Genomic DNA, 24,456 nt, shown 5'->3' with positions numbered 1-24,456 from the left:
CGACTCCCCATGGAAAAGCGCGTCACTTTCTCCTCGACGACGATCGGACTGCTCTTCGCGTTTCCGATGCTGCTGCTGATCTTCGTCTTCTTCTACTGGCCGAGTGCGCAGGCGCTCTATTGGGCGTTCACGCTCGAGCAGCCGTGGGGCGGCGGCAATGCCTGGGTCGGTTTCGACAATTTCAAGCAATTGCTCAGCGATCCCATCTATTGGGAGTCGATCACCCGCAGCATGATCTTCGGCTTCAGCTCGACGGCCATTGCCATGGGGCTGGCGCTCATCCTGGCGCTGTTGACGGATCGTGAGCTGCGCGGCCATAAAATCTACCGGTCGGTCTTCATCTGGCCTTACGCGATTGCAGCTCCCGCTCTCGGCCTTGCCTTCCGCTTCATCCTGGCGCCGGAGGCCGGCCTTCTCTCGGTCATCAATCATGTCTGGCCCGGCCTCTGGAACCCGGCGCTCGACGGCAAGGACGCGATGATCGCCGTCATCATTGCCTTTTCGTGGAAATATATCGGCTATAATTTCATTTTCTTCCTCTCGGCGCTGCAAGGCATTCCGCGCTCGCTGATCGAGGCCGCCGCCATGGACGGTTCGGGCCCGATGCGCCGTATCTGGGATATTCAACTCCCCTTGCTGACGCCGACGCTGTTTTTCCTGCTCGTCATCAATATCACCGAAAGCTTCCAGGATTCCTTCGGTATCGTCGACGTCATGACGCAGGGCGGTCCGGCGCGCGCGACCGAGCTCATGGTCTACAAGATCTATTTCGACGGCTTCAGGGGGCTCGATTATTCCGGGGCTGCGGCGCAGTCCATCATCCTGATGCTGCTCGTCGTCCTGCTCACCATCTTCCAGTTCCGCTTCATCGAGCGGCGCGTGCATTACAAGTGAGGTCTCGGACATGATCGAACGCACGCCGATATTCAACTTCATCTGCTATACGCTCCTGGCGCTCGGCATGCTGATCGCGCTTCTGCCTTTCTTCATCGTCATCGTTGCATCGACGCTCGATCTGGAAACGGTCAATCGCGTGCCGCTGCCGCTCACTCCGAGTTCGCATTTCTGGGAAAACGTCCAGACCGCCTGGGTTCGCGCCGATCTCGGCAACAAGCTGGTCCACAGCATCATCTTCGCCACGTCGGTCGCCGCCGGCAAGGTCATCCTTTCCGCCATGGCGGCCTTCTCGATCGTCTACTTCCGCTTCCGCGGCCGGTATGTGATTTTCTGGATCATCTTCATCACGCTGATGCTGCCGCTTGAGGTTCGCATCGTGCCGACCTATTCGATTGCGGCCAACGCGCTGCAGCCATTCCAGACGATCCTCGACTTCACCGGAATAAGCTGGCTCGTTGCGCAGATCACCGGCATCCAGATCAAGCTCGAATGGGGCCTGTTGAATTCCTATCCCGGTCTCGTTCTGCCGCTGGTCGCAACCGCGACCGGCACCTTCCTCTACCGGCAGTTCTACCTGACGGTTCCGGACGAGCTGGCCGAGGCCTCGAAGATGGACGGATCGGGTCCGGTTCGGTTCTTCTGGGATATTCTGCTGCCGCTGTCGCGGCCGAACATGATCGCACTGTTCACGATCATGTTCGTCTGGGCCTGGAACCAATATCTCTGGCCGCTGCTGATCACCACCGATCCGAATTTCGGCATCGCGGTGACGCAGCTCAAGACCCTGATCCCGTCCGAATTCGGCCTGCCCGACTGGAACGTCGCCATGGCCGGCACACTTATCATCATGTCGCCGCCGCTGGTACTCGTCATCCTGATGCAGCGCTGGTTCGTGCGCGGCCTTATCTCCACCGAGAAGTGAAGGAATAGTGCTGTGGCACCGATCTCAATCCGTGATGTGAAAAAGAGCTACGGCAAGAATCCCGTCGTTCACGGCGTCGACCTGGAGATTCAGTCCGGCGAATTCATCGTCATCCTCGGTCCGTCAGGCTGCGGCAAGTCCACGCTGCTGCGGATGATCGCCGGGCTCGAGGAAATCAGCGGCGGTGAAATCGCTATTGACGGCCGCGTCGTCAACCAGTTGGAGCCGCGCGAGCGCGGTTGCGCCATGGTGTTCCAGAACTATGCGCTCTATCCGCATATGAGCGTTGCCGAGAATATCGGCTACGCATTGAAGGTGGCCGGCGTTTCGAAGGCGGAGCGTCAACGGCGCATCGGCGAGGTCGCCAAGGCGCTCAGCCTCGAACCCTTCCTCGACCGTCGGCCCGCCGCTCTTTCCGGCGGCCAGCGCCAGCGCGTCGCCATGGGCCGCGCGATGATCCGCGAACCGAAGGTGTTTCTCTTCGACGAGCCGCTGTCGAACCTCGACGCCAAGCTGCGCATCGCCATGCGCGCCGAAATCCGCCGCCTGCACCGCCGCCTCGGCGCAACCTCGATCTTCGTCACGCATGACCAGACCGAGGCGATGACGCTGGCCGACCGGCTGGTGGTGATGAACGGCGGCAGGGTGGAGCAGGTCGGCACGCCGGAAGAGGTCTATCATCATCCGGTCTCGCGCTTCGTCGCGGGCTTCGTCGGCACGCCGGCGATGAACCTGCTCGAGGGCACGATCAATGACGAGGGCGTCTTCGTCTACGATCAAAGCCGCAAGGTCGCGCTGCCGCGCGAGCGCGCCGCACCGCTGAAAGGCAAACGCGTCGTGCTCGGCATGCGCGCCGAAGCCGCGCGGCTGGTGGCCCCGGATGCGCCCGGCGCCCTCACCGCAACGGCCGATTTCATCGAAGAGCTCGGCGCAAGCCGCGTCGTCCACGCCGATTTCGACGGGTTGCCCTTTGCCGTGGCGCTGACCGAGGCGGTGAAGGTGAAGTCGGGCGATCCAATCGGCATCGCCATCGACTATAACGCGATCCATCTTTATGCCGCCGATACCGGCCGGATCATCGAGAACACCGCCACGAGCGGCGCCGGCGTCGTTCACGCCTGAGCGCCGCAACCGTTTCCGATCCCGCCTGGGCGCCCGATATCAGCGATGGATCGGGTCGATCCAGGGCACGTCTTCCGGCTTTTCCACGGGCTCGATGTCGAGATTGACGACGACCGGTTCCTGGCCTGAGCGGACGAGCACGCATTCCAGCGTCTCGTCGCGGCTGGCGTTAATCTCCTGGTGCGGCACGAAGGGCGGGACATAGATGAAATCGCCGGGGCCGGCCTCGGCGGTATATTCCAGATGCTCGCCCCAGCGCATGCGGGGCTTGCCCTTGACCACGTAGATGATGCTTTCGAGATCGCCGTGATGATGGGCGCCGGTCTTGGCGTTGGCATGGATGGTCACCGTGCCGGCCCAGATCCTTTCGGCGCCGGCGCGGGCATTGTTGATCGCGGTGGCGCGGTTCATGCCCGGCGTCTGTGCGGTGTTCGGATCGAGCGAATTGCCGGGAATGACCTTGACGCCATGTTCGCGCCAGTCGACGTGATGATGCTCGTGGTCGTCGCTCATGCCTTGCCTCCATCTCGGATTTGGTCAGTCTAGGCGGGAGCGGCACGGTGGCCAAGCGGATTTGCCGTCAGGCACCCGCACACCATCTCGGCGACCCGATGCCCCTGACCAAAAGGAAAGAGCAGACCCGATGAGCCACCTCCCGCAGATCGACTACGACACGGCTTCGCAAGAGATTCGGGCGGCGCATGACGAGGAAATCAAGCTGCGCGGACGCATGACCAACATGAAGCGCACCCTCCTACATTCGCCGGCTGCCCATCGCATCTATGCCGAATGGTTCACGCTGCGGGCCGAGCTCGATCCTGCTGTCAGCGACCGGGAGATCTGGATCTTCTCGCATGCGATCTCGAAGACGGCGCAATCGAAGATCGCCGTCACCTTCTTTCGCCGGGCGCTGATCAACAAGGGTTTCGATCCGGACGCGCTGGAGCTTTCCGAGGCGGAAGCGCTGCTTGCCGCCTTCGGCAAGGCTGTTGTCGCCGATTCCAACGCCGTTCCCACTGAGCTCTGGGTGAAGCTGAAACAGCGCTACGAGACCAAGGTGCTGGTAGATCTTGTCGCCTTCGCCGGCATCATGCTGGCCACGGCCGTTTTCAACAATGTCGTCGAGGTCGAATTCGACCCCGAGCTTGAGGCCTTTGCCGAAGGTGCAAATCCGGCCTAGCCGCCGAGCAAGGCGATCGCTGCCCTGACGGCGTCCGCGCTAGGCCCGGTCGGCCGATATTCCAGACCGACGGCGCCGTCGTAACCGTTGGCGAAGATCCAGCCGAGGCGATGGGCAAGGTCGATATCACCGGAGCCCGGTTCGTTGCGGCCGGGGTGATCGGCGACATGGACGTGGATGATGCGGTCGAGACGGCCGTTCAGCACCTCCTCGGTGCGCTCGTCCATCACGGCGGAATGGTAGATGTCGTAGACGATGCCGATCTCGGGGCGGGCGATGTCATCGATGATGTCGAGGCCTTCGCGGGTCGAATCGAGAAAATAGCCGATATGATCAATGCGGATGTTGAGCGGCTCGACGCCGAGGCGCACGCCGCTGCCTGCAAGAATATCGGCGCCGGCCTTCAGCGTTTCGGTCAGCGTCCGGCGCTGTTCTTGCCGGCTCCGGCCTGGGAGATCGTCGCCCGCCTGGGCAATCAGCACCGGCGCGCCGAGACGTTTCGCGACGGTGACGGATTCGGCAAGGCCTTTCAGCCAGGCCCGCCGGTTGGCGGCGTCGGTCAGCGCGATCATCGGTTCGGCGACGAGGCTGGAGACGGCAAGGCCGGTTTCCTTCAGCGCCGCCTCGATCGCGTCGAGATCCTTGTCGCTCCAGCGCCAGAATTCGATTGCCGTCAGGCCGGCCGTATGGGCGCGGCGGATGCGATCGGGAAAACTGTCGCCCTCTTCGGCAAACAGCCACTCTATGCAGGCTGAATAACGTTGCATGAAAACTCCTCCCATCTCTGGATGCAGGCATGCGACAGATCGGAGCCTCTCGCAAGAGGCGTTCGGGCGCTTGACGCCCGGGTTCATTGGCGGAACACTCAGCATATCAGGCCGGGACCGCCGGCTGCTGCGGAGGAACACATGGATCTCGGATTGAAGGGAAAGACTGCCGTCATAACAGGCGCGTCGGTCGGCATCGGACTGGCGATCGCCGAGGGGCTGGCGGCCGAGGGCGCCAACCTCGTGCTGGCGGCCCGCGGCGGCGATCGGCTCGAGGCGGAAGCCGCCCGTATCGCCGAGAAGTACGGCGTCAGCGCCACCGCTGTTGCAGCCGATGTGGCGACGGCTGGGGGAACCGAGGCGATCATTGCGGCGGCTGCCGAAAAGGGCGGCGCCGATATTCTCATCAACAATGCCGGCACCGGCTCCAACGAGACTGTCATGGAGGCGCCCGACGAGAAGTGGCAGTCCTATTGGGACCTGCATGTGATGGCCGCCGTGCGGCTGGCGCGCGGCATCGCGCCGCAGATGAAGGAACGCGGCGGCGGGGTGATCCTGCACAATGCCTCGATCTGCGCCGTGCAGCCGCTCTGGTACGAGCCGATTTACAATGTCAGCAAATCGGCGCTGATGATGTTTTCGAAGACGCTCTCGACCGAGCTCATCAAGGACAATATCCGCGTCAACTGCGTCAATGCCGGCCTGATCCTGACGCCCGACTGGATCAAGACCGCCAAGCAGCTGACGACTGAGACCGGCGGCAACTGGGAAGGCTACCTGCAGAGTGTCGCCAACGAGCACGCCGCCTCCAAACGCTTCGGCACGCCGGAGGAGTTGGCGAATGTCTTCGTCTTCCTGAGTTCGGAGCGCGCGAGCTATTGCGTCGGCTCGACCTATTTCGTCGACGGCGGCATGCTGAAGACGATCTGACCGAGCTGCCGGCAGGGCTCGGCAAGTCGATCTTCCTCAAGACTGCCGGGCCGGCCTGTGGACGTTGCCGATACAAGCTATAAATAATAGCTATTTTGTTGTATGTTCACGCTTTTGACGCTATTTGCCTGCTATTGGCAGGATGAATACTGCGATTCTACAAGGCGACGACGATGCTGACGAAAAAGGGAAAATACGGGCTGAAGGCGCTGGTTGATCTGGCGCGGCTGGCGCCGGGCGAAACGGCCTTCATCAACGACATCGCGGCCCGCAACAATATCCCGAAGAAGTTCCTCGATACGATCCTGCTCGAACTGCGTAATGTCGGCATCCTGCGCTCGAAGAAGGGGCCGGGCGGCGGGTATTCGCTGTCGCGGCCGGCCTCGGAAATTCGCATCGGCCATGTCATCCGCACGCTCGACGGCCCCCTGGCGCCGATCCGTTGCGCCAGCCGTACGGCTTACGAAGCCTGCGACGATTGTGCCGATCCTGAGACCTGTCAGGTGCGGCGCTCGATGACCGATGTTCGTGACGCGATCGCCGCCATTCTCGACAATATGAGCCTCGAGCAATTCGTTTCCGACGGCGGCCGCATCGACGGCGACAAAGAGGAATTTCCGATCTCCGCCGCCAGCTGAACTAGCGCATCGGCCCGAAAATCGGAATCGATTTTCGGAAAGCACGATGCGTAGATTCAAAATGCTAGAGCGTCCTTTGTGCGTCCGAAAGGATGCACGGCGCTCTAGGCGCCGCCGACCTTCGACATATATTCGCCTGCGGTGTGCACCAATCTATCCCGCGGCAGCGAAAGCACGTGAATGCGGGCATTGCGCCAATGGCGGTCGAGATTGAGACCGATGCCGGTCGATGTTTCCCCGGCAAGTTCGAACAGCGCGTTTGCGGTGTCGAGCGCCGTTTCCCCGGCAAGGATCGCGGCCGCCGAGGCGGAAAACTGCGCGTCCGCCATCGCGGCCTCCACAGGATTGACCTGGGCAATGTCGAGTTTGCGGCCGGCCCGTTCCAAGGCTGCCGCCGTCGTTTCGATGCGGAGGGCGCGTTCGCCGAGCCGAGCAAAGACGGCCGGGCTGCGATCGCCGACCGCGGTCATCAGGTCGGTCCACGCGGCCCGCGCAATGCCAAGGCTGACGCCGGCTTTGAGCAGCAGGCCGAGCGAGATGCCGGTCGAATATTGGGAGGAGGGGGCAGCCGCAATCACATCGGCGTTGACGTGGAGCATGCCGACGATCGCCGTCGCCGATCCGTTGGTGCGCTGGCCGAAGCCGTCCCAATCGTCGACCACCTGCACGCTTTCGTCGTTTGCGAGGTAGAGCGTTACTGGGCGGCTGGGCGGCACGGTGGCGGCAGCGGCGATCCAGTCGGCGAAGAGAATACCGCGCGCCTGGCGCGTGCGTCCGCTCAGGCGATAGCCCGGGCCTTCTGCCGTCAGTTCGGCCCCGTCGGCGAGGGTAGCGGCGGCAAAACGGTCTCCGAGCAGCACACGGGCAAACAGCGATGCCTTCAGATCCTCGGTAGCCTGGGTGCGGAGGGTTTCCAGCGCGCAAAAATGATTTTCCAGCCCCTCGCCGATCGAGGCGTCGGCCTCGGCAATGATCGCAACGATTTCGGCGAGCAGGGCGTTCGACACGTCGAGCCCCTGATGGTCGGGCGGAACAGTGATTGCCGTCAGTCCCGATACCGACAGCGCGTCGAGCTCGGCAAAGGGCAGGATGCGGTTGATATCGCGTTCGCTCGCCTGGTGCCGGAATGCGGCGGCGAGGTCGCGGGCCGTGGATATCGCCTCCTCTTCGCTTTCGATGCGATGCGCGGGAGGCCTCAAGTTCTCATGAAACTGCGATACCGTTCCCATCGGTCACTCTCTTCTCGACGGATACAGGAGTGAGGGATTGCCCCTCGAATGATAAGGCCGGTTTTTCTACAAAACCCGAATGGTTTGAATTTTTCTACCAGCTTGATTGCCTTGTTCTCAACGCTACTTACGGTGAAATTGGGCCTCCTTGATCGAGAAACATGATGAAAATGGCACGCCAGCCGAGACCGCGTCTGACGCTGGATATTGCCGCTATCCCAACCTATGCGATCGGCGACATTCACGGTAGATACGACCTGCTTATGAAAGCCGAGGAGGCGGTCTTGCGTGATGGCGCGCGCCTGCCTGGGCGTAAGCTGATCGTCACGCTCGGCGACTATATCGACCGTGGCCCGGAATCGGCGCGGGTCATTACCCATCTCATGGAACCGCTGCCTGAGGGATTCGATCGCATCTGCCTTGTCGGCAATCACGAAATCGCCATGCTCGACTATATCGATGGCTGGATCTCCTATGACGACTGGATGGGGATGGGTTCGGCGGAATTGCTCAGATCCTATGGACTCGATCCGGATCACCTGCCGCTGGTCTTTCCCACCGGCGCGAAACTCGATGCCTTCATCCGCCAGTCGCTGCCGCACACGCATATCGACTTCATGCGGGCAATGCCGGTCATGCTGGAGACTCCGAGCGTGATCTTCGTGCATGCCGGCATCAATCCGAAGCTGCCGCTCGGCGAGCAGACGGACGAGGATCTGGTCCTCATCCGCCAGCGGTTTCTCGAAAGCCGGATACCGTTGCCGAAACTCGTCGTTCACGGTCATACGCCGAACGACGAGCCCGACATACGGCCGAGGCGGCTCAATCTCGATACGCGCGCCTTTCGCAGCGGCAAGCTCACCGTCGCCCGCTTGTGGCAGGGTCAGGTGCATCTGTTTTCCACCTGACCTTCCGGCCTCAGACCGTTTCTCTCTCGGTCGGAGTGACCTCCACCGTCTTTTCAACCGGCTGCTTGCGGCGCCATCCGCGCAGCACGACGTAGAAGACCGGCGTCAGGAACAGGCCGAAGATCGTCACGCCGAGCATGCCCGAAAAGACGGCGGTGCCGAGCGATTGGCGCATTTCGGCGCCGGGGCCGGTGGCGATGGCAAGCGGCAGAACGCCGAAGATGAAGGCGAATGCCGTCATCAGGATGGGGCGCAAGCGAAGATGGCTAGCTTCGATGGCCGCGTCCACCGCCGACTTGCCCTCGTCTTCGGCCTGCCTGGCGAACTCGACGATCAGAATGGCGTTCTTGGCCGCAAGGCCGATCAGGACGATCAGACCGATCTGCGTCAGGACGTTGTTGTCCATTCCCCTCAACGAGACCCCGATCAGCGCGGCGAGCACAGCAAGGGGGACGATGAGAATGATCGCCAAGGGCAGAACCCAGCTTTCATATTGTGCAGCCAGTGCCAGGAAGACGAAGATGACGGACAGGGCGAAGATGTAGATCGCCGTGTTGCCGGTATGCGTTTCCTGATAGGCGAGTTCCGTCCATTCGAAGGTCGTTCCTTGCGGCAGGATCTTCGCCGCCAAGGCTTCCATCTTCTTGATGGCATCGCCTGTCGACGTGCCTGGCGTCGGATTGCCCTGGAGCGGTACCGAGACATACATGTTGTAGCGTTGGACAAGCGCCGGCCCGCTGGAATCCTGGATGTCCATCAGGGTTCCAAGCGGAACCAGTGCGCCCGTCGCCGATCGGACCTTCAGGGCGAGGATGTCGTCCCGGTCCATGCGGTATTGCCGGTCGGCCTGGGCGCGAACCTGGTAGACTCGGCCGAACGCATTGAAATCGTTCACATAGGCGACGCCGAGATTGATCGAAAGCGCATTGAAGATATTGGGGATCGGCACGTTCAGGAAGCGTGCCTTGTCACGGTCGATCTCCAGGAAGTATTGCGGGCTGGCATCGGAGAAGGTGGTGAAGACGCCGGTCAGCCCCTCGGTCGTGGCGGCCGCACCCATCATCTGGCGGGCGAGGCCGAGCACGCGCGTCATGTCGGCGTTTTCAAGATCGGATATCTGCATCTTGAAGCCGCCGGAATTGCCGACGCCGCGCACCGAGGGCGGCGGAATGGCGATAATGAAGGCCTCCTGGATGCTTTGCAGCTTGCCGTAAAGCTCGCCGATGATCTTGTTGGCGTTCTCTCCGCCTTCCTCACGTTCGGCAAAGGATTTGAACGGGACGAAGACGACGCCGGAATTCGAGGCATTGGTGAATGTCGCCCCGCTGAAGCCCGCGAATTGTACGGCGTTGCCGACACCGGGCACGGTGCGGGCGATATCGCCCACCTGCTTGACGACGGCGTCGGTACGGGCAAGCGAGGCGCCGTCCGGAAGCTGGATGACGATGATCGCGTAACCCTGGTCCATGGTCGGGATGAAACCCGCGGGCACTCTAGTACCGATGAACCAGGTTGCCCCGAGCAGGCAGATGAAGGCGACCATCGCGGCTGTCAATCCGACCCAGCTGCTGACGAGATGCCGGACGATCCACGAATAGCCGGAGCTCAGCCGATCGAAACCGCGATTGAAGCCGTTTGCAAGGCCGCTTCCCAGGCGCGAGGCGATATTCTTGCGCCTGGTTTCGTGGTCATGGGTTTTCAGCAATATACCGGCAAGTGCGGGTGACAGCGTCAGCGAATTCAATGCCGAGATCGCTGTCGTGACGGAGATCGTCACCGCGAACTGCCTGTAGAACTGGCCCGATATGCCGGGGATGAAGGCCGTCGGCACGAATACCGCAATCAGCACCAGCGAGATGGCGACGACCGCGGTCCCGACTTCGTCCATCGTGACATGCGAGGCCTGCTTCGGCGACATGCCGCGCGCCAGATTGCGCTCGACGTTTTCCACCACGACGATCGCGTCGTCGACGACGATGCCGATCGCCAGCACCAGGCCGAACAAAGTGAGCATGTTGAGCGAGAAGCCGAAGGCCAGCAGGACGGCGAAGGTGCCGATCAGCGATACTGGTATGGCAACGATCGGGATGATCGCCGTTCGCCAGGACTGCAGGAAAACGAGAACGACGATCGCCACCAGTATGGCCGCTTCGGCGATGGTTCTATAGACTTCCGAGATCGAATCCGAGATGAATTCGGTGGTGTCGTAGACGATGCGATATTCCAGCCCCTGCGGGAAATTCTGCGACAGGTCCTTCATGATCGACTGGATCTGATGGGCGGTGTCCAGGGCGTTGCTTCCCGGCCGGGCGAAGATGCCGAGCGCAACGGCGGGGTCATTGTTGAGATAGCTGTTGGTGACGTAGTCCTGTGCGCCGAGTTCGATGCGGGCGACATCCTGCAACTGCACCAGCCGGCCCGACGTCGTCGATTTGACGATGACGTATCGGAACTCGCGCACGTCGGAGAAGCGTCCGTCCGTTCGCACCGTATATTCGAAGGCGTTTTTGCCGGTCACCGGCGGCGCGCCGATCTTGCCGCCCGACACTTGAACGTTCTGGTCTCTCAAGGCGGCAACGACGTCATCGGATGTCATGCCGTAGGCGGAGAGCTTTTCCGGATCCAACCAGATTCGCATCGAATACTGGCGTTCGCCGAAGAGCTGCACGTCGCCGACACCGTCGAGGCGCACGAGAACGTCGCGGATCCGGTTGCGGGCATAATTCGAGACGTAAAGCTGGTCGTAGCGGTGCGACGGCGACAGCAGGTGCACCACCATCATCAGATCGGGCGAACTCTTGTCGGTGGTCACGCCGAGCCGCTGGACTTCCTCGGGAAGGCGCGGGAGCGCGATCGAAACGCGGTTCTGGACCAGCACCTGGACCTTGTCGAGATCGGTGCCGAGCTTGAAGGTGATCGTCAGCGACATGGCGCCGTCGGCGCTGGAATAGGAGGACATGTAGAGCATGTCTTCGACACCGTTGATCTGCTGTTCGAGCGGGGTCGAAACAGTGTCGGCGATCGTTTGCGGGTCGGCGCCGGGATAGGAGGTGCGCACGACGATGGTCGGCGGGGCGATCTCCGGATACTGGGAGACCGGCAATTGCGTATAGGCAATGCCGCCGACGACGAGGAAGAGGATCGAGATGACCGCCGCAAAGATCGGCCGATCCACGAAGAAATGAGCAAATCTCATTGTCCGTTCTCCGCGCCGGCGGTCTCGGGCGGAGCGTCCTGCCGTTCCTGCGGCAACTCGGTCATCTGCGGCGTGATCTTCGAGCCGGGCCGGGCGCGTATCACGCCGTTGACGATGATCGTCTCGGTGCCGTCGAGACCTTCGCGTATGACGCGATAGCCGTAGAGCCGCGGTCCGGGCCTCACGGGTTTGGTCGTCACCTTGCCGTCGGTGTCGACGACATAAACGACGCGTTCATTCTGGTCCGAGCCGATCGCCTCGTCGGGCACGAGAATGGCCTGATAGGTGTTGGAGGCTGCAACTTGTATGCGACCGAAGAGGCCGGGTTGAAGGACGAAATCAGGATTGGGGAAGCGGGCACGGATGCGGATGGTGCCGCTCTCATTGTCGATCCGGTTCTCGGCGAAATCGAGCTTTCCCTTGAAGGGCTTGGCGGTGGCATCCGAGATGGTGACGGATACATCGACGCCGCCGCCGCCCTGCTGCAGGACCTGGCCCTGTTTGCGCGCCGTGTCGGCGAAATTCAGCAGGCGGCGTTCATCGACGTCAAAATAAAAATCGATCGGGTCGAGCGAAACGATCGTCGTCAGCACCGTCTGGTCGGTCTGCACGAGGTTGCCGGCCGAGATCAGGCGGCGGTCGATGCGGCCGCTGAGCGGGGCCTTAATCTCGGTATACTCCATGTCGAGGGACGCGCGATCGGCTGCGGCCTGCGCGCCGCGGACATTGGCCTCGGCCGAATCGAATTCGCGGCGGCGATCGTCCAGCGTCTGTGCCGACTGGCTGCCGCTCGATGCGAGCGACTGGGCACGCTTATACTGCGCATCGGCAAAGACCAGGGCGGATTGTGACGCTTCGAGCGTCGCCTTTGCCTGATTGAGCGCGGTGATGAACGGCCGCTGGTCGATGACGAAGAGAAGGTCGCCCTTCTTCACCAGGGCGCCGTCCTCGAAATGGATTTCTTGCAGGTAGCCGCCGACGCGCGAGCGGACGGAGACTTCGTCGACCGGCTCGAAACGGCCGATGAACTCGTCATTGTCGACCACATCGCGCACCACCGGTTTTGCGACGGTGACGGGAGGAGGAGCAGCCGGGGCGCCCTGCGCCATCGCGGCCAGAGGCATGAACGTGGCGATGCAGCCAAGCACCAACAGCTGTCGAAGCACGTAAGTCATACCTGTCCTCCAATCTCGACGGCCGATCGACTGCCGACGAACCTAAGATGAAGTGATGCTATTCAGGTCTTTTGCTTTGAACGAAGGCCTCGGCCCCCGTGATTTCTCCCGGCGTCCAATCCTTGGAAAGGAAGGCCGGCACGCAATGCACATCGGAAAAATCGTGACGCTATGAAACTGGATATAAACGGCAGCGGCGAAAAATAGCAAATGCCAATTGGCGGCGGTTCCGGAATCCATCAAACTTCATGGGACGGCGTCAACTCTCGACGATCTCGTCGCGGCCGGGTGGCAGGACGGCGAGTTCGGCCCAATCGAGCTCCTGTTCCAGCATGTGGAAGGCATCGTCGTCGATCTCGTCGGCGCGGCGCATCGCTGCCAGCCTGCGGCGTTTCGCGGCAATGACGCCGCGGCGCTGCTTGTCGAGCCTGCTGACTTCGCGCGGGTGTTTCCCGTCGGCGGCGATCTCGCGCTCGGAGGTATAGACGTCACGCAGGATGCGGGTGGATTTGTCCTCGCCGCCGGCGAGTTCGGCCAGGGCTGCATCGATCAACGTGACACGAGCTCTGGTGAGATCGCGATCCAGGGAGGTGTCCGGGTCGAATTTCAGGAAACGGATCAGCGGCCCGAGCGTCAGGCCCTGGACAATGAGCGTGCCGAGAACGACGGCAAGCGCGCTGAGCAGGATGATGTCACGATCGGGGAAGTCGATCGGCAGAGCGAGCGCGGTCGCCAGCGTGACGAGGCCGCGCATGCCGCACCAGCCGGCAAGCAAGCTGGTGGCGAAGGTGGGAACGGCTTGCTTGGTATGGCCGCGCTCGGCAAGGAAGGTGATAATGCGGTTGTACAGGAGCACCCAGGCCAAGCGGGTGACGATGACGGTGATGAAGACCGCGGCCGCCAAAGTGATTGCGAAATTCAGCCGGCCGGGATCGAGGGCGAGGACGATCTGCCGGGCCTGCAGGCCCATCAGCAGGAAGGCGAGCACGTTGAGCAGGAAGACCACGGCTTCCCAGACCGAATAGGAATGAATGCGGTGGCGGGCGGTCTGCCGCTCGGGCATGTAGCGGGCGATGACCATGGCATAGACGACGATCGCCAGAATGGCCGAAAGGTGCAGGTGTTCGGCGATGACCCACGTGCCGAAGGTGGCGACGAATTCGAGCAGGGTGCCGCCGAGCGTGCCGGCGAGCCTGAGGCCGACGACCATATAGAGGCGGCCCATGAGATAACCGAGGATGAGGCCGCCGGGCACGGCGAGCGCCAGTTCCGCCAGGGCGCCGGCGAAGAAGGCGGGGCTTGCGGCGGCTGTTACCGCGGCGCTGAAGATCAGGAGTGCCACGGCATCGTTGAGCAGGCTTTCGCCCTTCAGGATCACATAGGTCTGGCGCGGCAGGGTGAAGCGGTCGAGCATGGCGGTTGCGGCCGCGGCATCCGGCGGCGCGACGATCGCGCCGAGCGCCACAGCTGCGGCAATCGGCAGGCCGGCCATCGTCACGCCGACGGTGGCAACGGCTGCGGCCGTCAGGATGACGGCGATGGCGGCGAGCGAGAACAGTGGCAGCCAGTTGCGCCGCAACGTCCTCGGCGGCAGATCATAGGCGGCGTCGAAGAGCGCGGGCGCGATCAGCAGCGCCAGCGCAAGCTCGGGATCGATCGCCACCTCGGGCGCCCAGGGCACGGCGGCGACGATGACGCCGGCGATCGCCAGCATTGTCGGATAAGGGATCCGGAACTTCCGGGAAAATTGCAGAAAGACGATCGCCACCAACAGCAGCGTCAGCATGCTTTCGAAGAACGCCATCGAGCTCCCCAATGCGGCACCTCCGGCGGAGGCGACGACTACAGGCAGAGTTAGGGCGGAGCCTGGCCACGGCTACTGTCCGGGGTCTCGAAAGGGCTGCAGGAGGGAAGGGTGGATGGGCTCGACCGGCCTGCGGCATTTTCGTCGCGGCGGCCGAATCTGCCACTCATGCCCTTGTGCATTGCACAAGCTCAATATATCTACCGATATTATAAGTATGCTTATAAATAACGATCGCAGGTTTTCATGAGCGCCACTCCGACCCTTGGTTTCCTTCTCCACGACGTCGCACGGCTGCTGCGCAAGCGGTTCGAGCAGCGTGCGAAGTGCCTGGGGCTGACCCGGTCGCAATGGCAGACGCTGGCCTATCTCTCGAACAACGAAGGCATCCATCAAAGCGGCCTTGCCGAAATCCTCGAAGTCGAGCCGATCACGCTGGTGCGCATTCTCGACAAACTCGCCGAACGCGGGCTGATCGAGCGCCGCCAGCACCCGACCGACCGGCGCATCTGGCTGCTCTACATGCGCGAGGAGGCGCATCCGCTGCTCGCCGAAATGCGCGAACTCGGGGATGTAACCCGCGGCGAGGCGCTGGAAGGCGTCTCCGTCGAGCAGCGCGAACAGCTTTACCAAATCCTCTCGGTAATGAAGACGAACCTGGTGCAGGCTTGCCGAACACCGGTCGAAGAGAATGAGACGAACGATGGCTGATCAACCCTCCCTCCGCGTCGTTGCCGACGCCAATGCCAAGACATCTGTCGAAGAAAACCAAGCCAAACAGCAGGAAACGGTAGCCGAAGCGCCTTCATCCAATTCAGCGCCGGCTGCCGCCGTGGCTGCGCCTGGCGGCAACAAGGTCCGCCGCCGGCGCAGTCTCACGCGGCCGATCCTGTTTGCCCTGCTGCCGGTGGCGCTCGTCGTCGGCGGTTATTATTACGTCAATGGCGGCCAGGTGATGTCGACCGACAACGCCTATATCCAGGCCGACATGGTCGGGCTCACCACCGATGTCTCGGGTATCGTCGAACGGATCGATGTGCATGAGAACGAGGCGGTCAAGGCGGGGCAGGTGCTCTTCAGCCTGCGGTCGGATTCCTTCAAGATCGCGCTCGATGGCGCCAAGGCGCAGCTCGGCGCGCAGCACAATCAGATCATGAATCTCAAGGCGAGCTATCAGCAGTCGCTCGCCGAAATCACGCAGGCGCAAGCCGACATTCCCTATTACCAGGACCAGTTCGACCGGCAGCAGAACCTCGTCAACAATGGCAGTGCGACGCAGTCTGCCTATGATGAAGCCAAGCACAATCTGGAGGCCGCTCAGCAGAAGGTGACCGTTGCCAAGGCGGAAGCCGCAACGACGCTTGCCCAGCTCGGCGGCTCCGCCGACCAGCCGGCCGAGGAGAACCCGCTCTACCTGCAGGCCAAATCGCAGGTCGACAATGCCCAGCGCGAACTCGACCACAGCATCGTCAAGGCGCCGTTCGACGGCATCGTCACCAATGTCAATGCGCTGCAGGTCGGCTCCTACCTGCAGGCGTCGCAGCAGGCCTTCTCGCTTGTTGCCACCGATCATCTGTGGATCGCCGCCAGCCCGAAGGAAACCGAGCTCACCTACGTCAAACCCGGCCAGACAGCCGAGATCTATGTCGACACCTATCCGGGCGTGACATGGAAGGGCAAGGTCGAGAGCATCAGCCCCGCCTCCGGCTCCAGCTTCTCGCTGCTGCCGGCGCAGAACACCACGGGCAACTGGGTGAAGGTCGTCCAGCGCATTCCGATGCGCGTCAGCATCGAGGATGCCGCAGGCAAGCCGCCGCTTCGTGTCGGCATGAGCACTGTGGTCGATGTCGAGACCGGTCATATCAGAGGCCTGCCCGATTTCATCAACAAGCTTCTGGGGCGGCCTCAGGGCAAGGACCATGAGTAACGCTCCCGCATCTCCGGCGACCCCCGTCGCCAATCGCGGGGCGATCACGGCCTGCGTCATTCTCGCCGTCATCATGCAGGCGCTGGACACGACGATCGCCAACGTGGCGCTGCCCTATATCCAGGGCAGCGTGTCGGCTTCGGCCGACCAGATCAACTGGGTCCTGACCTCCTATATCGTCGCGGCGGCGATCATGACGCCGCCGTCCGGCTTTCTCGCCGCCAAGTTCGGCCGCAAGCGCGTGCTGCTCGTCGCCATATCCGGTTTCGTGGTGGCCTCCGTGCTCTGCGGCCTGGCGCAGTCGCTGAACCAGATCGTCGCCTTCCGCCTGCTGCAGGGCCTGTTCGGCGCATCGCTGGTGCCGCTTTCCCAGGGCATTCTTCTCGATATTTATAGCGTGGAGGAGCGCGGTTCGGCCATGGCGCTCTTCGGCGTCTCGGTCATGGTCGGGCCGGTCCTCGGTCCGGTCATCGGCGGTTGGCTGACCGACAATATCAGCTGGCGCTGGGTGTTCTACATCAACGTGCCGATCGGCGCGCTGGCTTTCGCCGGTATCGTCATCTCCGTTTCGGAAACGAAGAGGGATGCGCTCGCCAAACTCGACTGGTTCGGCTTCGGGATGATGAGCCTGTTCATCGCCACGCTGCAGCTCTTCCTCGACCGTGGTGAGCAGCTCGACTGGTTCTCCTCGGGCGAGATCATGCTCGAAGCGATTATCTCAGCCGCCGCATTCTATCTGCTTCTGGTGCACACGCTGACGGCGGAGAAATCCTTCGTCAATCCGAAGCTGTTCCTCGACCAGAACTTCACGGTCAGCATGATCTTCATCTTCGTGGTTGGCGTCACCTACCTCGCCTCGCTGGCGCTGATGACCCCCTATCTGCAGACGCTGATGGGTTATCCCGTCATCACCGCCGGCATCGTCATGGGACCGCGCGGCCTCGGCACGATGCTCTGCATGTTCATTGTCGGGCGGCTGATCGGCAAGGTCGATACGCGCTTGCTGCTGGTGCTCGGCCTCGGCCTGACCGCCTGGGCGATGTACGACATGACCGGCTGGACGCCCGATGTTTCGCAATGGACGATCATCTCGGTCGGCTTCATCCAGGGCGCCGGCCTCGGCTTTCTCTTCGTGCCGCTGACGACGATCGCTTTCGCCACGTTGCCCGCCCATATGCGCGGCGACGGCACCGGCCTCTACAACCTGTCGCGCAACATCGGTTCGGCGGTCGGCATCTCGATCGTCTCGGCACTGATCGTCGAGAACACACAGAGTAATCATGAATCGATCGCGGCCTATGTGACGCCGTTCAACCACGCCTTCAACGCGGTGGCGGCGCAGGGCCTCAGCCCGGTAACGGCGGCGGGGCGCGCCTCGCTCAACGAGATCATCACCCTACAATCGACGATCATCGCCTATATGGACGATTTCAAGCTGCTGATGCTGATGTCGCTTGCTGTCATCCCGCTGGTGCTCTTGCTGCGCAAGCCGAAAGCGGCGCCCGCTGTCGACCATAGTGCTGTCATGGAATAATCAGCGGAACGGCTTGCTGAGATAACGCGATCCCTGAATGCCGAAGCGCCATGGAGCTTCGACATTTTTGGTGATGCCGATGCGTTTTCCCGAGACGACAGGCACCGGCGCCGACGGCGCGATCGCATAGGGCGGGCGATCGAGCAGCCTGTCGTTGATGGCGATATCGATGCCGAGCGCCTGGCAGAGTTTGCCCGGACCGCTGCAGAGCGAGGTCAGTGTATCGGTGCCGCGCCGCGCCATCATGAGAGGGATTCCCGTTTCCGGCTCCAGGGCGCGGATGAGGGCAGCCGAGCCCGGATGGCAGACGAAATTCAGACACCAGTACATGCCGTAGATGCGGTAGATGTAGACGTTGCCGGGCTTGCCGTACATGGCGCCGTTGCGCTTGGTCGGGCCGCGAAAGCTGTGCGAGGCCTCGTCGTCGGGGAAATAGGCTTCGGTCTCGGTGATGCGGCCGCCGACACCATCGACGGTGAGATGGCAGCCGAGCAGGTCGCGAGAGACGGTGATCGCATCGCGGTCGAAAAACGCCCTGAGGCTTTCGCCGGTGAGCGTGCCGGCGCCGATCGCACCCGTTGTCGTTCCACCATCGGTCATGACCGAGGCAGATAACATCCGATGCATCCGCCGTCATCCCAAAACCGCTTGACGCTTTTGGCGACGGGCGTCAGCGGCCGGCATGCGGATCGCGCATCGGGATCGAGGGTGATGTGACCGAGACCGGGTCGCTTGCCGGGAAGGAGTCTTCCAGGCCCTCCTCCAGCTCTTCTTCGAGCAAAGCGGGATCCTTGCTGCGCGCGCCGTTGCTATGGACCGGTTCGATTGCCGCTACAAGCAGCGCCTTGGCCCGCAAGACGGCGTTTTCCGCCGTCAGCTCAGGCGTGCTCCGCAGCGTCACGGCAATGCTGTCTTCGCCTTCGCCGCCGAATTCGACGACGAAGCCGTCTTCCGTCTGGTAGACGGTGATATCGCTGAGTGCCACGGCCGTTCCCCCTAAGCGCATATTAGGAAAGCGCGTTGTAATGAAGCGCGTTTTCGGAATTTTGTCGAGCGAAGACCTTCACCAGCCAATCGATGAAGACGCGCACGCGCGGCGACAGCTGGCGGTTGCGGGGGTAGAGCAGGGAAACCGGTGTCGGGGTCAGCGGAAAATCCTTAAGCACATGGATCAGTGTCCCTTCGGCAAGGTCCTTTTCGGCGTGATAGCGCGGGATCTGGATGATGCCGAGGCCCATCCTCGCCGCTGAAATATAGCTTTCGGCGGCGTTGACGGCGACGGTAGCGGGAATGGTGATCTCACGCACCGTGCCGTCGACGATGAATTCGAGCGGCAGCAGGCCGCCGGTGCTGCTGGAGCGGAAGCCGACCATGCGATGGCCGGCAAGCCGATCCGGATGCTGCGGAAGGCCATGGGTGGCGATATAGGCGGGAGAGGCCAGCGTGATTTCGTCGAGCATGGCGACGCGCCTGATGACCATGTCGCTATCCCCGGGCGTGCCGACGCGCAGCACGCAATCGATGCCTTCGCGCACCAGATCGACCAGCCGGTCGCCTTCGCTTATGTAGAATTCGATCTCGGGATAAGTCTCCAGGAAGGATGGCAGGCTCGGCAGAACGAAATGGCGGGCAAGCGTGCCGTGCACATCGACGCGCAGCAGGCCCTTCGGCCTGGCGCCGGCAAAAGCGCCTTCGGCATCCTCGATATCTCCAAGGATCGACAGGCAGCGCTGGTAATAGGCTTCGCCGTCCAGCGTCGGGCTGACATGGCGTGTCGTGCGCTGGAGCAGGCGCACGCCGAGGCGGGCTTCGAGCTGCTTGACCGCATCGGTGACGGTCGAGCGCGGCAGGCCGGTATCCTCGGCAGCCAGGGTGAAGCTGCGGCGTTCCACGACACGGCAAAACACCCGCATGGCATCAAATCTGTCCATCTTTTTGTTCGCCATTCCCGGATAGTGATGCCAAAGAATGCCTGATTATCCGCCTTTGGAAAAGGCGCATCTTCTCCTCATCGAAAACGCGCTGCGGCGCAGGATGAAGGAGAAAGACAATGGCTTCCCACGCAAATGGCAAGGTGGCACTCATCACCGGCGCTTCCCGCGGCATCGGCGCGGCAGTCGCTCAACGCCTCGCCGGGGACGGTTTCATCGTCGTCATCAACTACTCCGGCAATGCGGCTCTGGCCGAGGAGTTGGCCGGGGAGATCGAGCAGGCCGGCGGCAAGGCGCTGACGGCCAAGGCCGACGTCAGCGAGGCGCAAGCCGTCCGCCACATGTTCGATGCTGCGGAAACCGCTTTCGGCGGTGTCGACGTGCTCGTCAACAATGCCGGCATCATGATGCTGTCATCGCTTGCCGAGGCCGACGATGCCAATTTCGACCGCCAGATCGACGTCAATCTCAAGGGCACCTTCAATACGCTGAGGGAAGCGGCCAAGCGCCTGCGCGACGGCGGCCGGGTCATCAATTTCTCGACCTCGGTCGTCGGTCTGAAGCTCGAAACCTACGGCGTCTACGCTGCCACCAAGGCTGCGGTGGAAACGCTGACGGCGATCATGGCCAAGGAGATGCGCGGCCGCAACATCACCGTCAACGCCATCGCGCCCGGCCCTGTGGCCACCGATCTTTTCCTCAACGGCAAATCGGACGAACTCATCGCCCGCATGGCGAAGATGAACCCGCTGGAACGCCTCGGCACGCCCGACGACATTGCATCTGCGGTTGCCTTTCTCGCCGGCCCGGACGGCGGCTGGATCAACGGCCAGACGCTGCGCGCCAATGGCGGGATGATCTGACGAAGACCGGCGGCGGTTTCCAGGCCGGCGCCATCGCGATTATGTGAACATGATTGTGGAGTTTTCTCTTACAATCCTGCGGGGAGTGCGTATATCTGTCTTATCGCGAGAGAGTGGAATTCCCTGCCGCTCTCTTCCGAACCTCCAGAGCCTGCCGCGCCCATCTGCGGTGCGACAGGCTTGATGTTCAAAGTTGTAAATTGCGGCCCGTCGAAGGTTTCCCCTGCCTTCCGGGCCGTATTTGTTTTAGCGCTCAGCCGTCGTTCAGTCTTGCCTCTGCCAGAAGCTTCACCAGCCAGTCGACGAAGACGCGGACCTTGTTGCTGAGGTGGCGGTTCGGGGGGTAGACGACGTAGAGCGGCAGCGGATCGCGGCGCCACTCCGGCAGCACGCGGACGAGTTCACCCCTTGCCATCGGCTCACGCGCCATGAAGATCGGCACCTGCGCGATGCCGAGACCCGTCAGCGCCGCTGTGAGATAAGTGCGGCTGTCGTTAACCGAGGCGATGTAACGCGGACTGCTCTCGATCACCTCGTCGTGCCGGCGAAATTCGAAGGGCAGCGTTCGGTTGTTCTGGGCGCGAAAATAGTTGACGGAGTAATGATCGGTCTCCAGATCCTCCGGTCGCTCGGGCATGCCGAATTTCTGGATGTAGCTCGGCGAGGCGCAGGTGATCATCTCGACTTCGGAGACGCGTCGGGCAATCAGCGATTGGTCGGCTGGCGTGCCGGCCCGCAGCGCGCAATCGACATTTTCCGCGAGATAATCGACCGTGCGGTCGCCGACACCGAGGTCGATACGGATATCGGGATAACGCTGATAGAAATCGCAGAGTGCGGGAACGACGATCCAATCGGCGAAAGCGCCGGCCATCTCGACGCGCAGCCGCCCGCTCGGCAGGCTCTGCGAATTGGAGAGGCTGCCGTCAAGTTCCTCCAGTTCCGAAATGATCTGGGCCGCGCGTTCGTAATACAGCGCGCCGTCGGTGGTCACCATCACCCGGCGCGTGGTCCGATTCAAAAGCTTGGTGCGCAGATGCGCCTCCAGCCCCTGGATGAGATTGGTCACCGTCGCCTTGGGCATGGCGAGCATGTCGGCGGCGCGGGTGAAATTGCCCGTCTCCACGACGCGAATGAAGACGCGCATTGCCGAGAGCTGATCCATCGGTTTGAAATCCGCAGTTTGCGTTGCAACATTGTTCGAGATCTGGAACAGTGTTATCGCGATATAGCTTCTTATTCCTTGGTTGGAATAACAATATCTTTTTTATGCAAAATGCAAGCGGCAGACGTTATCTGCTCAGAAGAGACCGGAAGCATGACGGTGGAATGGAAAGATATGATGCTGGATAAGGTGGCCATCGGCCCCGTTTCCGCACGCATCTACCAGGGCGCCGATTACGGCAAGGGTCCGCCCATCGTGCTTTACCTGCATGGCGGCGCCTTTCTCGACAGCGACAGACACGTCGACCGGCCGGTGGCAATCAGCCTCGCCAAGGCCGGGGCCATCGTCGTCGCCGCCGATTACAGCAGCCTTTCCGGCAATCTGTTTCCGCAGGCGCTGGAAGTCGCCTTCTCGGTTTTCAGCTATCTCGCCAACAAACGCGCCGGTCTCGGTGACCGCAAGTCGCTGCTCTTCGTCGCCGGCGAAGAGGCAGGCGGCAATGTTGCCGCCGGCGTGGCGCTGAAGGCGCGCGACCAGATGCCGGATGCGCTCGACGGCCAGGTCCTGATTTCGCCGCTGCTCGATCCGTTCATGGGCACGTCCTCGATCCGCAAGGCGGAAGCCATCGGCATGCGCCGGCGCTGGACGGAGGGCTGGAGCCACTATCTGAGCGGCGGCGGCTGCCACCCCTATGCCGCGCCTTGCCTCTGTTCGCGTATTTCAGGCGTCGCGCCGGCGCTGATATTCACAGCGGAGGACGATCCGCTGCACGACGAAACGATTGGTTACGGTGCCCGCCTGAAAAAGGCCGGTGTCGGTGTGCGCCAGCATGTTCTTCCCGCCGGGACGGGCTGGCCCTCGATTTATGGTGGGAAATCCGACGGAGTGCCCGACTGGCAGGAAAACGTCACCCGCCATTTCGGAAGCTTCCTTCGAGACGTAAGCGTCCAACCGCAATTGCATTGAAGAAGACCTGATATTTCGGCGGCCTTGGGGGCCGCAAGGAGAGCACTGATGACGTCCAGAAGTAAGCGCTGGGCCCTAGTGGGCGCCGGCTTAGGCCTTATTGCGTCCGTTTCCGGGGCCGCATTGTTTTTCGAATTGCCGATGAGCACGACCGCCACGGCCGCTTCGGTCCCCGCACAGGCTCCCGCTGTGCCGGTGACGGTTGCCGTCGTCGCGGCGCGCGACGTGACGGCCTGGGAAAATTTCTCCGGCCGTCTCGAAGCGGTCGACCGCGTGCAGGTGCGTTCGCGCGTCGCGGGCGCCATCCTGGCGGTGGCTTTCCGCGAAGGGGCGCTGGTGAAGCAGGGCGATCTGCTCTTCACCATCGATCCGGCTCCCTACCAGGCGAGCGTAGCGCAGGCGCAAGGCCAGGTCGCTTCGGCCGAAGCCAAGGTCAGCCTGGCGCAGACCGAACTCGATCGCGGCCGCAGGCTTTCCGACAACCGCACCATCTCCCAGAGCGATCTCGATCAGCGGCAGAGCACTCTGGCCGAGGCCCAGGCGGGGCTGCGTTCGGCGCAGGCCGCACTGCAGTCGGCCCAGCTCGATCTCGATTACACTGAGGTGCGGGCTCCAGTGTCCGGCCGTATCGGCAAGATCGAGGTGACCGCCGGTAACCTTGTGGCGGCCGGGTCGGCCTCGCCGGCGCTGACGACGCTCGTTTCGGTCGATCCGATCTATGCGAGCTTCAATGCCAGCGAAGAGATGGTGACGCGGGCGCTCGCCCAGCTTCCGCAGACGGACAGCGCCCTGCCTCCCGTCGAAGAGATCCCGGTCGAGGTCGGCACGCTGACCGACAGCGGCACGCCGATCAAGGGCAAGCTGCAATTGATCGACAACGAGGTCGATGCCGCTAGTGGCACGATCGGCGTTCGCGCCGTCTTCGACAATCCGGGCGGGCGTCTCATCCCCGGCCAGTTCGTGCGGGTGCGCATGGGCCAGCCGAAGGCCGAGAACAAGATCGTCATCAGCGACCGCGCCGTCGGCACCGACCAGGACAAGAAGTTCGTCTTCGTCGTCGATGGCGAGAACAAGGTCGCCTATCGGCAGGTCCAGCTCGGCACAGTGGCTGACGGTCAGCGGGTGGTCGAAGGCGGCCTCAACGTCGGCGAGAAGATCGTCGTCAACGGTCTGCAGCGCATCCGTCCAGGCGCAGTCGTCGCGCCTCAGATGGAAGAGAAGGTCGCGACCGCGCAGTAAAGACTTCGCCTTCCCCTCTCGGGGAGGGCCGATATCCGAAATGACATGACCCGCCGGCGGCTG

23 protein-coding genes are annotated in these 24,456 nt (G+C 62.4%); 13 read left to right on the top strand and 10 right to left on the bottom strand.

The genetic code is table 11. The features are described 5' to 3' along the window. The first annotated feature begins 9 nt into the window (after positions 1–9). From CO667_RS22180 to CO667_RS22170, 3 genes are read left to right on the top strand one after another with little or no spacing between them, the layout of a single operon-like run. Positions 10–894, top strand: a complete 885-nt coding sequence (locus tag CO667_RS22180; RefSeq protein WP_097620406.1) for a sugar ABC transporter permease — start codon at positions 10–12, stop codon at positions 892–894. 10 nt (positions 895–904) lie between these two features. Then, a complete protein-coding gene (locus CO667_RS22175; protein ID WP_097620405.1) occupies positions 905–1,819 on the top strand; it encodes an ABC transporter permease subunit in 915 nt (304 codons plus the stop codon). A gap of 12 nt (positions 1,820–1,831) precedes the next feature. After that, positions 1,832–2,941 (top strand): sn-glycerol-3-phosphate import ATP-binding protein UgpC, encoded by a 1,110-nt coding sequence (locus CO667_RS22170; RefSeq protein WP_097620404.1) that lies wholly within the window; start codon positions 1,832–1,834, stop codon positions 2,939–2,941. A 39-nt stretch (positions 2,942–2,980) separates the two neighbouring features. Here CO667_RS22170 and CO667_RS22165 read toward each other — a convergent pair whose 3' ends face one another. Next, the gene (locus CO667_RS22165) at positions 2,981–3,454 is read right to left on the bottom strand and encodes a cupin domain-containing protein (protein WP_097620403.1); all 474 of its coding nucleotides are present in this window, start codon (positions 3,452–3,454) and stop codon (positions 2,981–2,983) included. Positions 3,455–3,584: 130 nt separating this feature from the next. Between CO667_RS22165 and CO667_RS22160 the strand changes: the two genes are divergently transcribed. After that, positions 3,585–4,121, top strand: a complete 537-nt coding sequence (locus CO667_RS22160; RefSeq protein ID WP_097620402.1) for a hypothetical protein — start codon at positions 3,585–3,587, stop codon at positions 4,119–4,121. Here the strand turns inward: CO667_RS22160 and CO667_RS22155 are convergent. Then, positions 4,118–4,888, bottom strand: coding sequence for a TIM barrel protein (locus CO667_RS22155; protein ID WP_097620401.1), 771 nt, complete (start codon positions 4,886–4,888; stop codon positions 4,118–4,120). The two genes, CO667_RS22160 and CO667_RS22155, sit on opposite strands and share 4 nt — an antisense overlap. Positions 4,889–5,029: 141 nt before the next feature. Here CO667_RS22155 and CO667_RS22150 point away from each other — a divergent pair, with 141 nt between their 5' ends. After that, positions 5,030–5,818, top strand: coding sequence for an SDR family oxidoreductase (locus tag CO667_RS22150; RefSeq protein ID WP_097620400.1), 789 nt, complete (start codon positions 5,030–5,032; stop codon positions 5,816–5,818). Between the two features lie 173 nt (positions 5,819–5,991). Next, a complete protein-coding gene (locus CO667_RS22145) occupies positions 5,992–6,456 on the top strand; it encodes an Rrf2 family transcriptional regulator (RefSeq protein ID WP_097620399.1) in 465 nt (154 codons plus the stop codon). Between the two features lie 104 nt (positions 6,457–6,560). On the opposite strand, the gene CO667_RS22140 is transcribed toward CO667_RS22145, so the two are convergent. Further along, entirely contained in the window at positions 6,561–7,685 is a 1,125-nt protein-coding gene (locus tag CO667_RS22140; RefSeq protein ID WP_097620398.1) for an acyl-CoA dehydrogenase family protein, read from the bottom strand. Positions 7,686–7,855: 170 nt separating this feature from the next. Here CO667_RS22140 and CO667_RS22135 point away from each other — a divergent pair, with 170 nt between their 5' ends. Further along, the gene (locus tag CO667_RS22135) at positions 7,856–8,593 is read left to right on the top strand and encodes a metallophosphoesterase (protein ID WP_097620514.1); all 738 of its coding nucleotides are present in this window, start codon (positions 7,856–7,858) and stop codon (positions 8,591–8,593) included. A 10-nt stretch (positions 8,594–8,603) separates the two neighbouring features. On the opposite strand, the gene CO667_RS22130 is transcribed toward CO667_RS22135, so the two are convergent. From CO667_RS22130 to CO667_RS22120, 3 genes are all read right to left on the bottom strand, one after another. Beyond that, complete coding sequence (locus CO667_RS22130) at positions 8,604–11,789, bottom strand: multidrug efflux RND transporter permease subunit (protein ID WP_097620397.1); 3,186 nt, start codon at positions 11,787–11,789, stop codon at positions 8,604–8,606. After that, the gene (locus tag CO667_RS22125; protein WP_097620396.1) at positions 11,786–12,964 is read right to left on the bottom strand and encodes an efflux RND transporter periplasmic adaptor subunit; all 1,179 of its coding nucleotides are present in this window, start codon (positions 12,962–12,964) and stop codon (positions 11,786–11,788) included. The genes CO667_RS22130 and CO667_RS22125 overlap by 4 nt, the downstream gene beginning before the upstream one ends. Positions 12,965–13,223: 259 nt before the next feature. Next, complete coding sequence (locus tag CO667_RS22120; RefSeq protein ID WP_097620395.1) at positions 13,224–14,768, bottom strand: cation:proton antiporter; 1,545 nt, start codon at positions 14,766–14,768, stop codon at positions 13,224–13,226. A gap of 246 nt (positions 14,769–15,014) precedes the next feature. Between CO667_RS22120 and CO667_RS22115 the strand changes: the two genes are divergently transcribed. The 3 genes from CO667_RS22115 to CO667_RS22105 are packed head-to-tail and all read left to right on the top strand — an operon-like array spanning position 15,015 to position 18,229. After that, complete coding sequence (locus CO667_RS22115) at positions 15,015–15,479, top strand: MarR family transcriptional regulator (protein ID WP_097620394.1); 465 nt, start codon at positions 15,015–15,017, stop codon at positions 15,477–15,479. After that, entirely contained in the window at positions 15,472–16,695 is a 1,224-nt protein-coding gene (locus CO667_RS22110; RefSeq protein WP_097620393.1) for an HlyD family secretion protein, read from the top strand. The genes CO667_RS22115 and CO667_RS22110 overlap by 8 nt, the downstream gene beginning before the upstream one ends. Beyond that, on the top strand, positions 16,688–18,229 hold the full coding sequence (locus CO667_RS22105; RefSeq protein ID WP_097620392.1) for a DHA2 family efflux MFS transporter permease subunit: 1,542 nt from the start codon (positions 16,688–16,690) through the stop codon (positions 18,227–18,229). The genes CO667_RS22110 and CO667_RS22105 overlap by 8 nt, the downstream gene beginning before the upstream one ends. Here the strand turns inward: CO667_RS22105 and CO667_RS22100 are convergent, their stop codons facing one another. The 3 genes from CO667_RS22100 to CO667_RS22090 are packed head-to-tail and all read right to left on the bottom strand — an operon-like array spanning position 18,230 to position 20,160. Beyond that, positions 18,230–18,847, bottom strand: a complete 618-nt coding sequence (locus CO667_RS22100; RefSeq protein ID WP_097620512.1) for a DNA-3-methyladenine glycosylase — start codon at positions 18,845–18,847, stop codon at positions 18,230–18,232. A 52-nt stretch (positions 18,848–18,899) separates the two neighbouring features. Continuing rightward, positions 18,900–19,214, bottom strand: a complete 315-nt coding sequence (locus tag CO667_RS22095; RefSeq protein ID WP_097620391.1) for a hypothetical protein — start codon at positions 19,212–19,214, stop codon at positions 18,900–18,902. A 22-nt stretch (positions 19,215–19,236) separates the two neighbouring features. Beyond that, positions 19,237–20,160 (bottom strand): LysR family transcriptional regulator, encoded by a 924-nt coding sequence (locus CO667_RS22090; protein ID WP_097620511.1) that lies wholly within the window; start codon positions 20,158–20,160, stop codon positions 19,237–19,239. 119 nt (positions 20,161–20,279) lie between these two features. On the opposite strand from CO667_RS22090, the gene CO667_RS22085 reads away from it, so the two are divergent. Next, complete coding sequence (locus tag CO667_RS22085) at positions 20,280–21,023, top strand: SDR family oxidoreductase (RefSeq protein ID WP_097620390.1); 744 nt, start codon at positions 20,280–20,282, stop codon at positions 21,021–21,023. A gap of 253 nt (positions 21,024–21,276) precedes the next feature. On the opposite strand, the gene CO667_RS22080 is transcribed toward CO667_RS22085, so the two are convergent. Continuing rightward, positions 21,277–22,188, bottom strand: coding sequence for a LysR family transcriptional regulator (locus CO667_RS22080; RefSeq protein ID WP_097620389.1), 912 nt, complete (start codon positions 22,186–22,188; stop codon positions 21,277–21,279). Positions 22,189–22,341: 153 nt separating this feature from the next. On the opposite strand from CO667_RS22080, the gene CO667_RS22075 reads away from it, so the two are divergent. Continuing rightward, a complete protein-coding gene (locus tag CO667_RS22075) occupies positions 22,342–23,154 on the top strand; it encodes an alpha/beta hydrolase (protein ID WP_097620509.1) in 813 nt (270 codons plus the stop codon). A 48-nt stretch (positions 23,155–23,202) separates the two neighbouring features. Next, a complete protein-coding gene (locus CO667_RS22070) occupies positions 23,203–24,393 on the top strand; it encodes an efflux RND transporter periplasmic adaptor subunit (protein ID WP_097620388.1) in 1,191 nt (396 codons plus the stop codon). Positions 24,394–24,456: the final 63 nt, after the last annotated feature.

Source organism: Rhizobium sp. L43, assembly GCF_002531725.1.
In the GTDB taxonomy this organism is placed as follows: Bacteria; Pseudomonadota; Alphaproteobacteria; order Rhizobiales; family Rhizobiaceae; genus Rhizobium.
The sequence above is the reverse complement of the archived record's forward strand: the minus strand, read 5'-3'. Positions and strand labels throughout refer to the sequence as shown.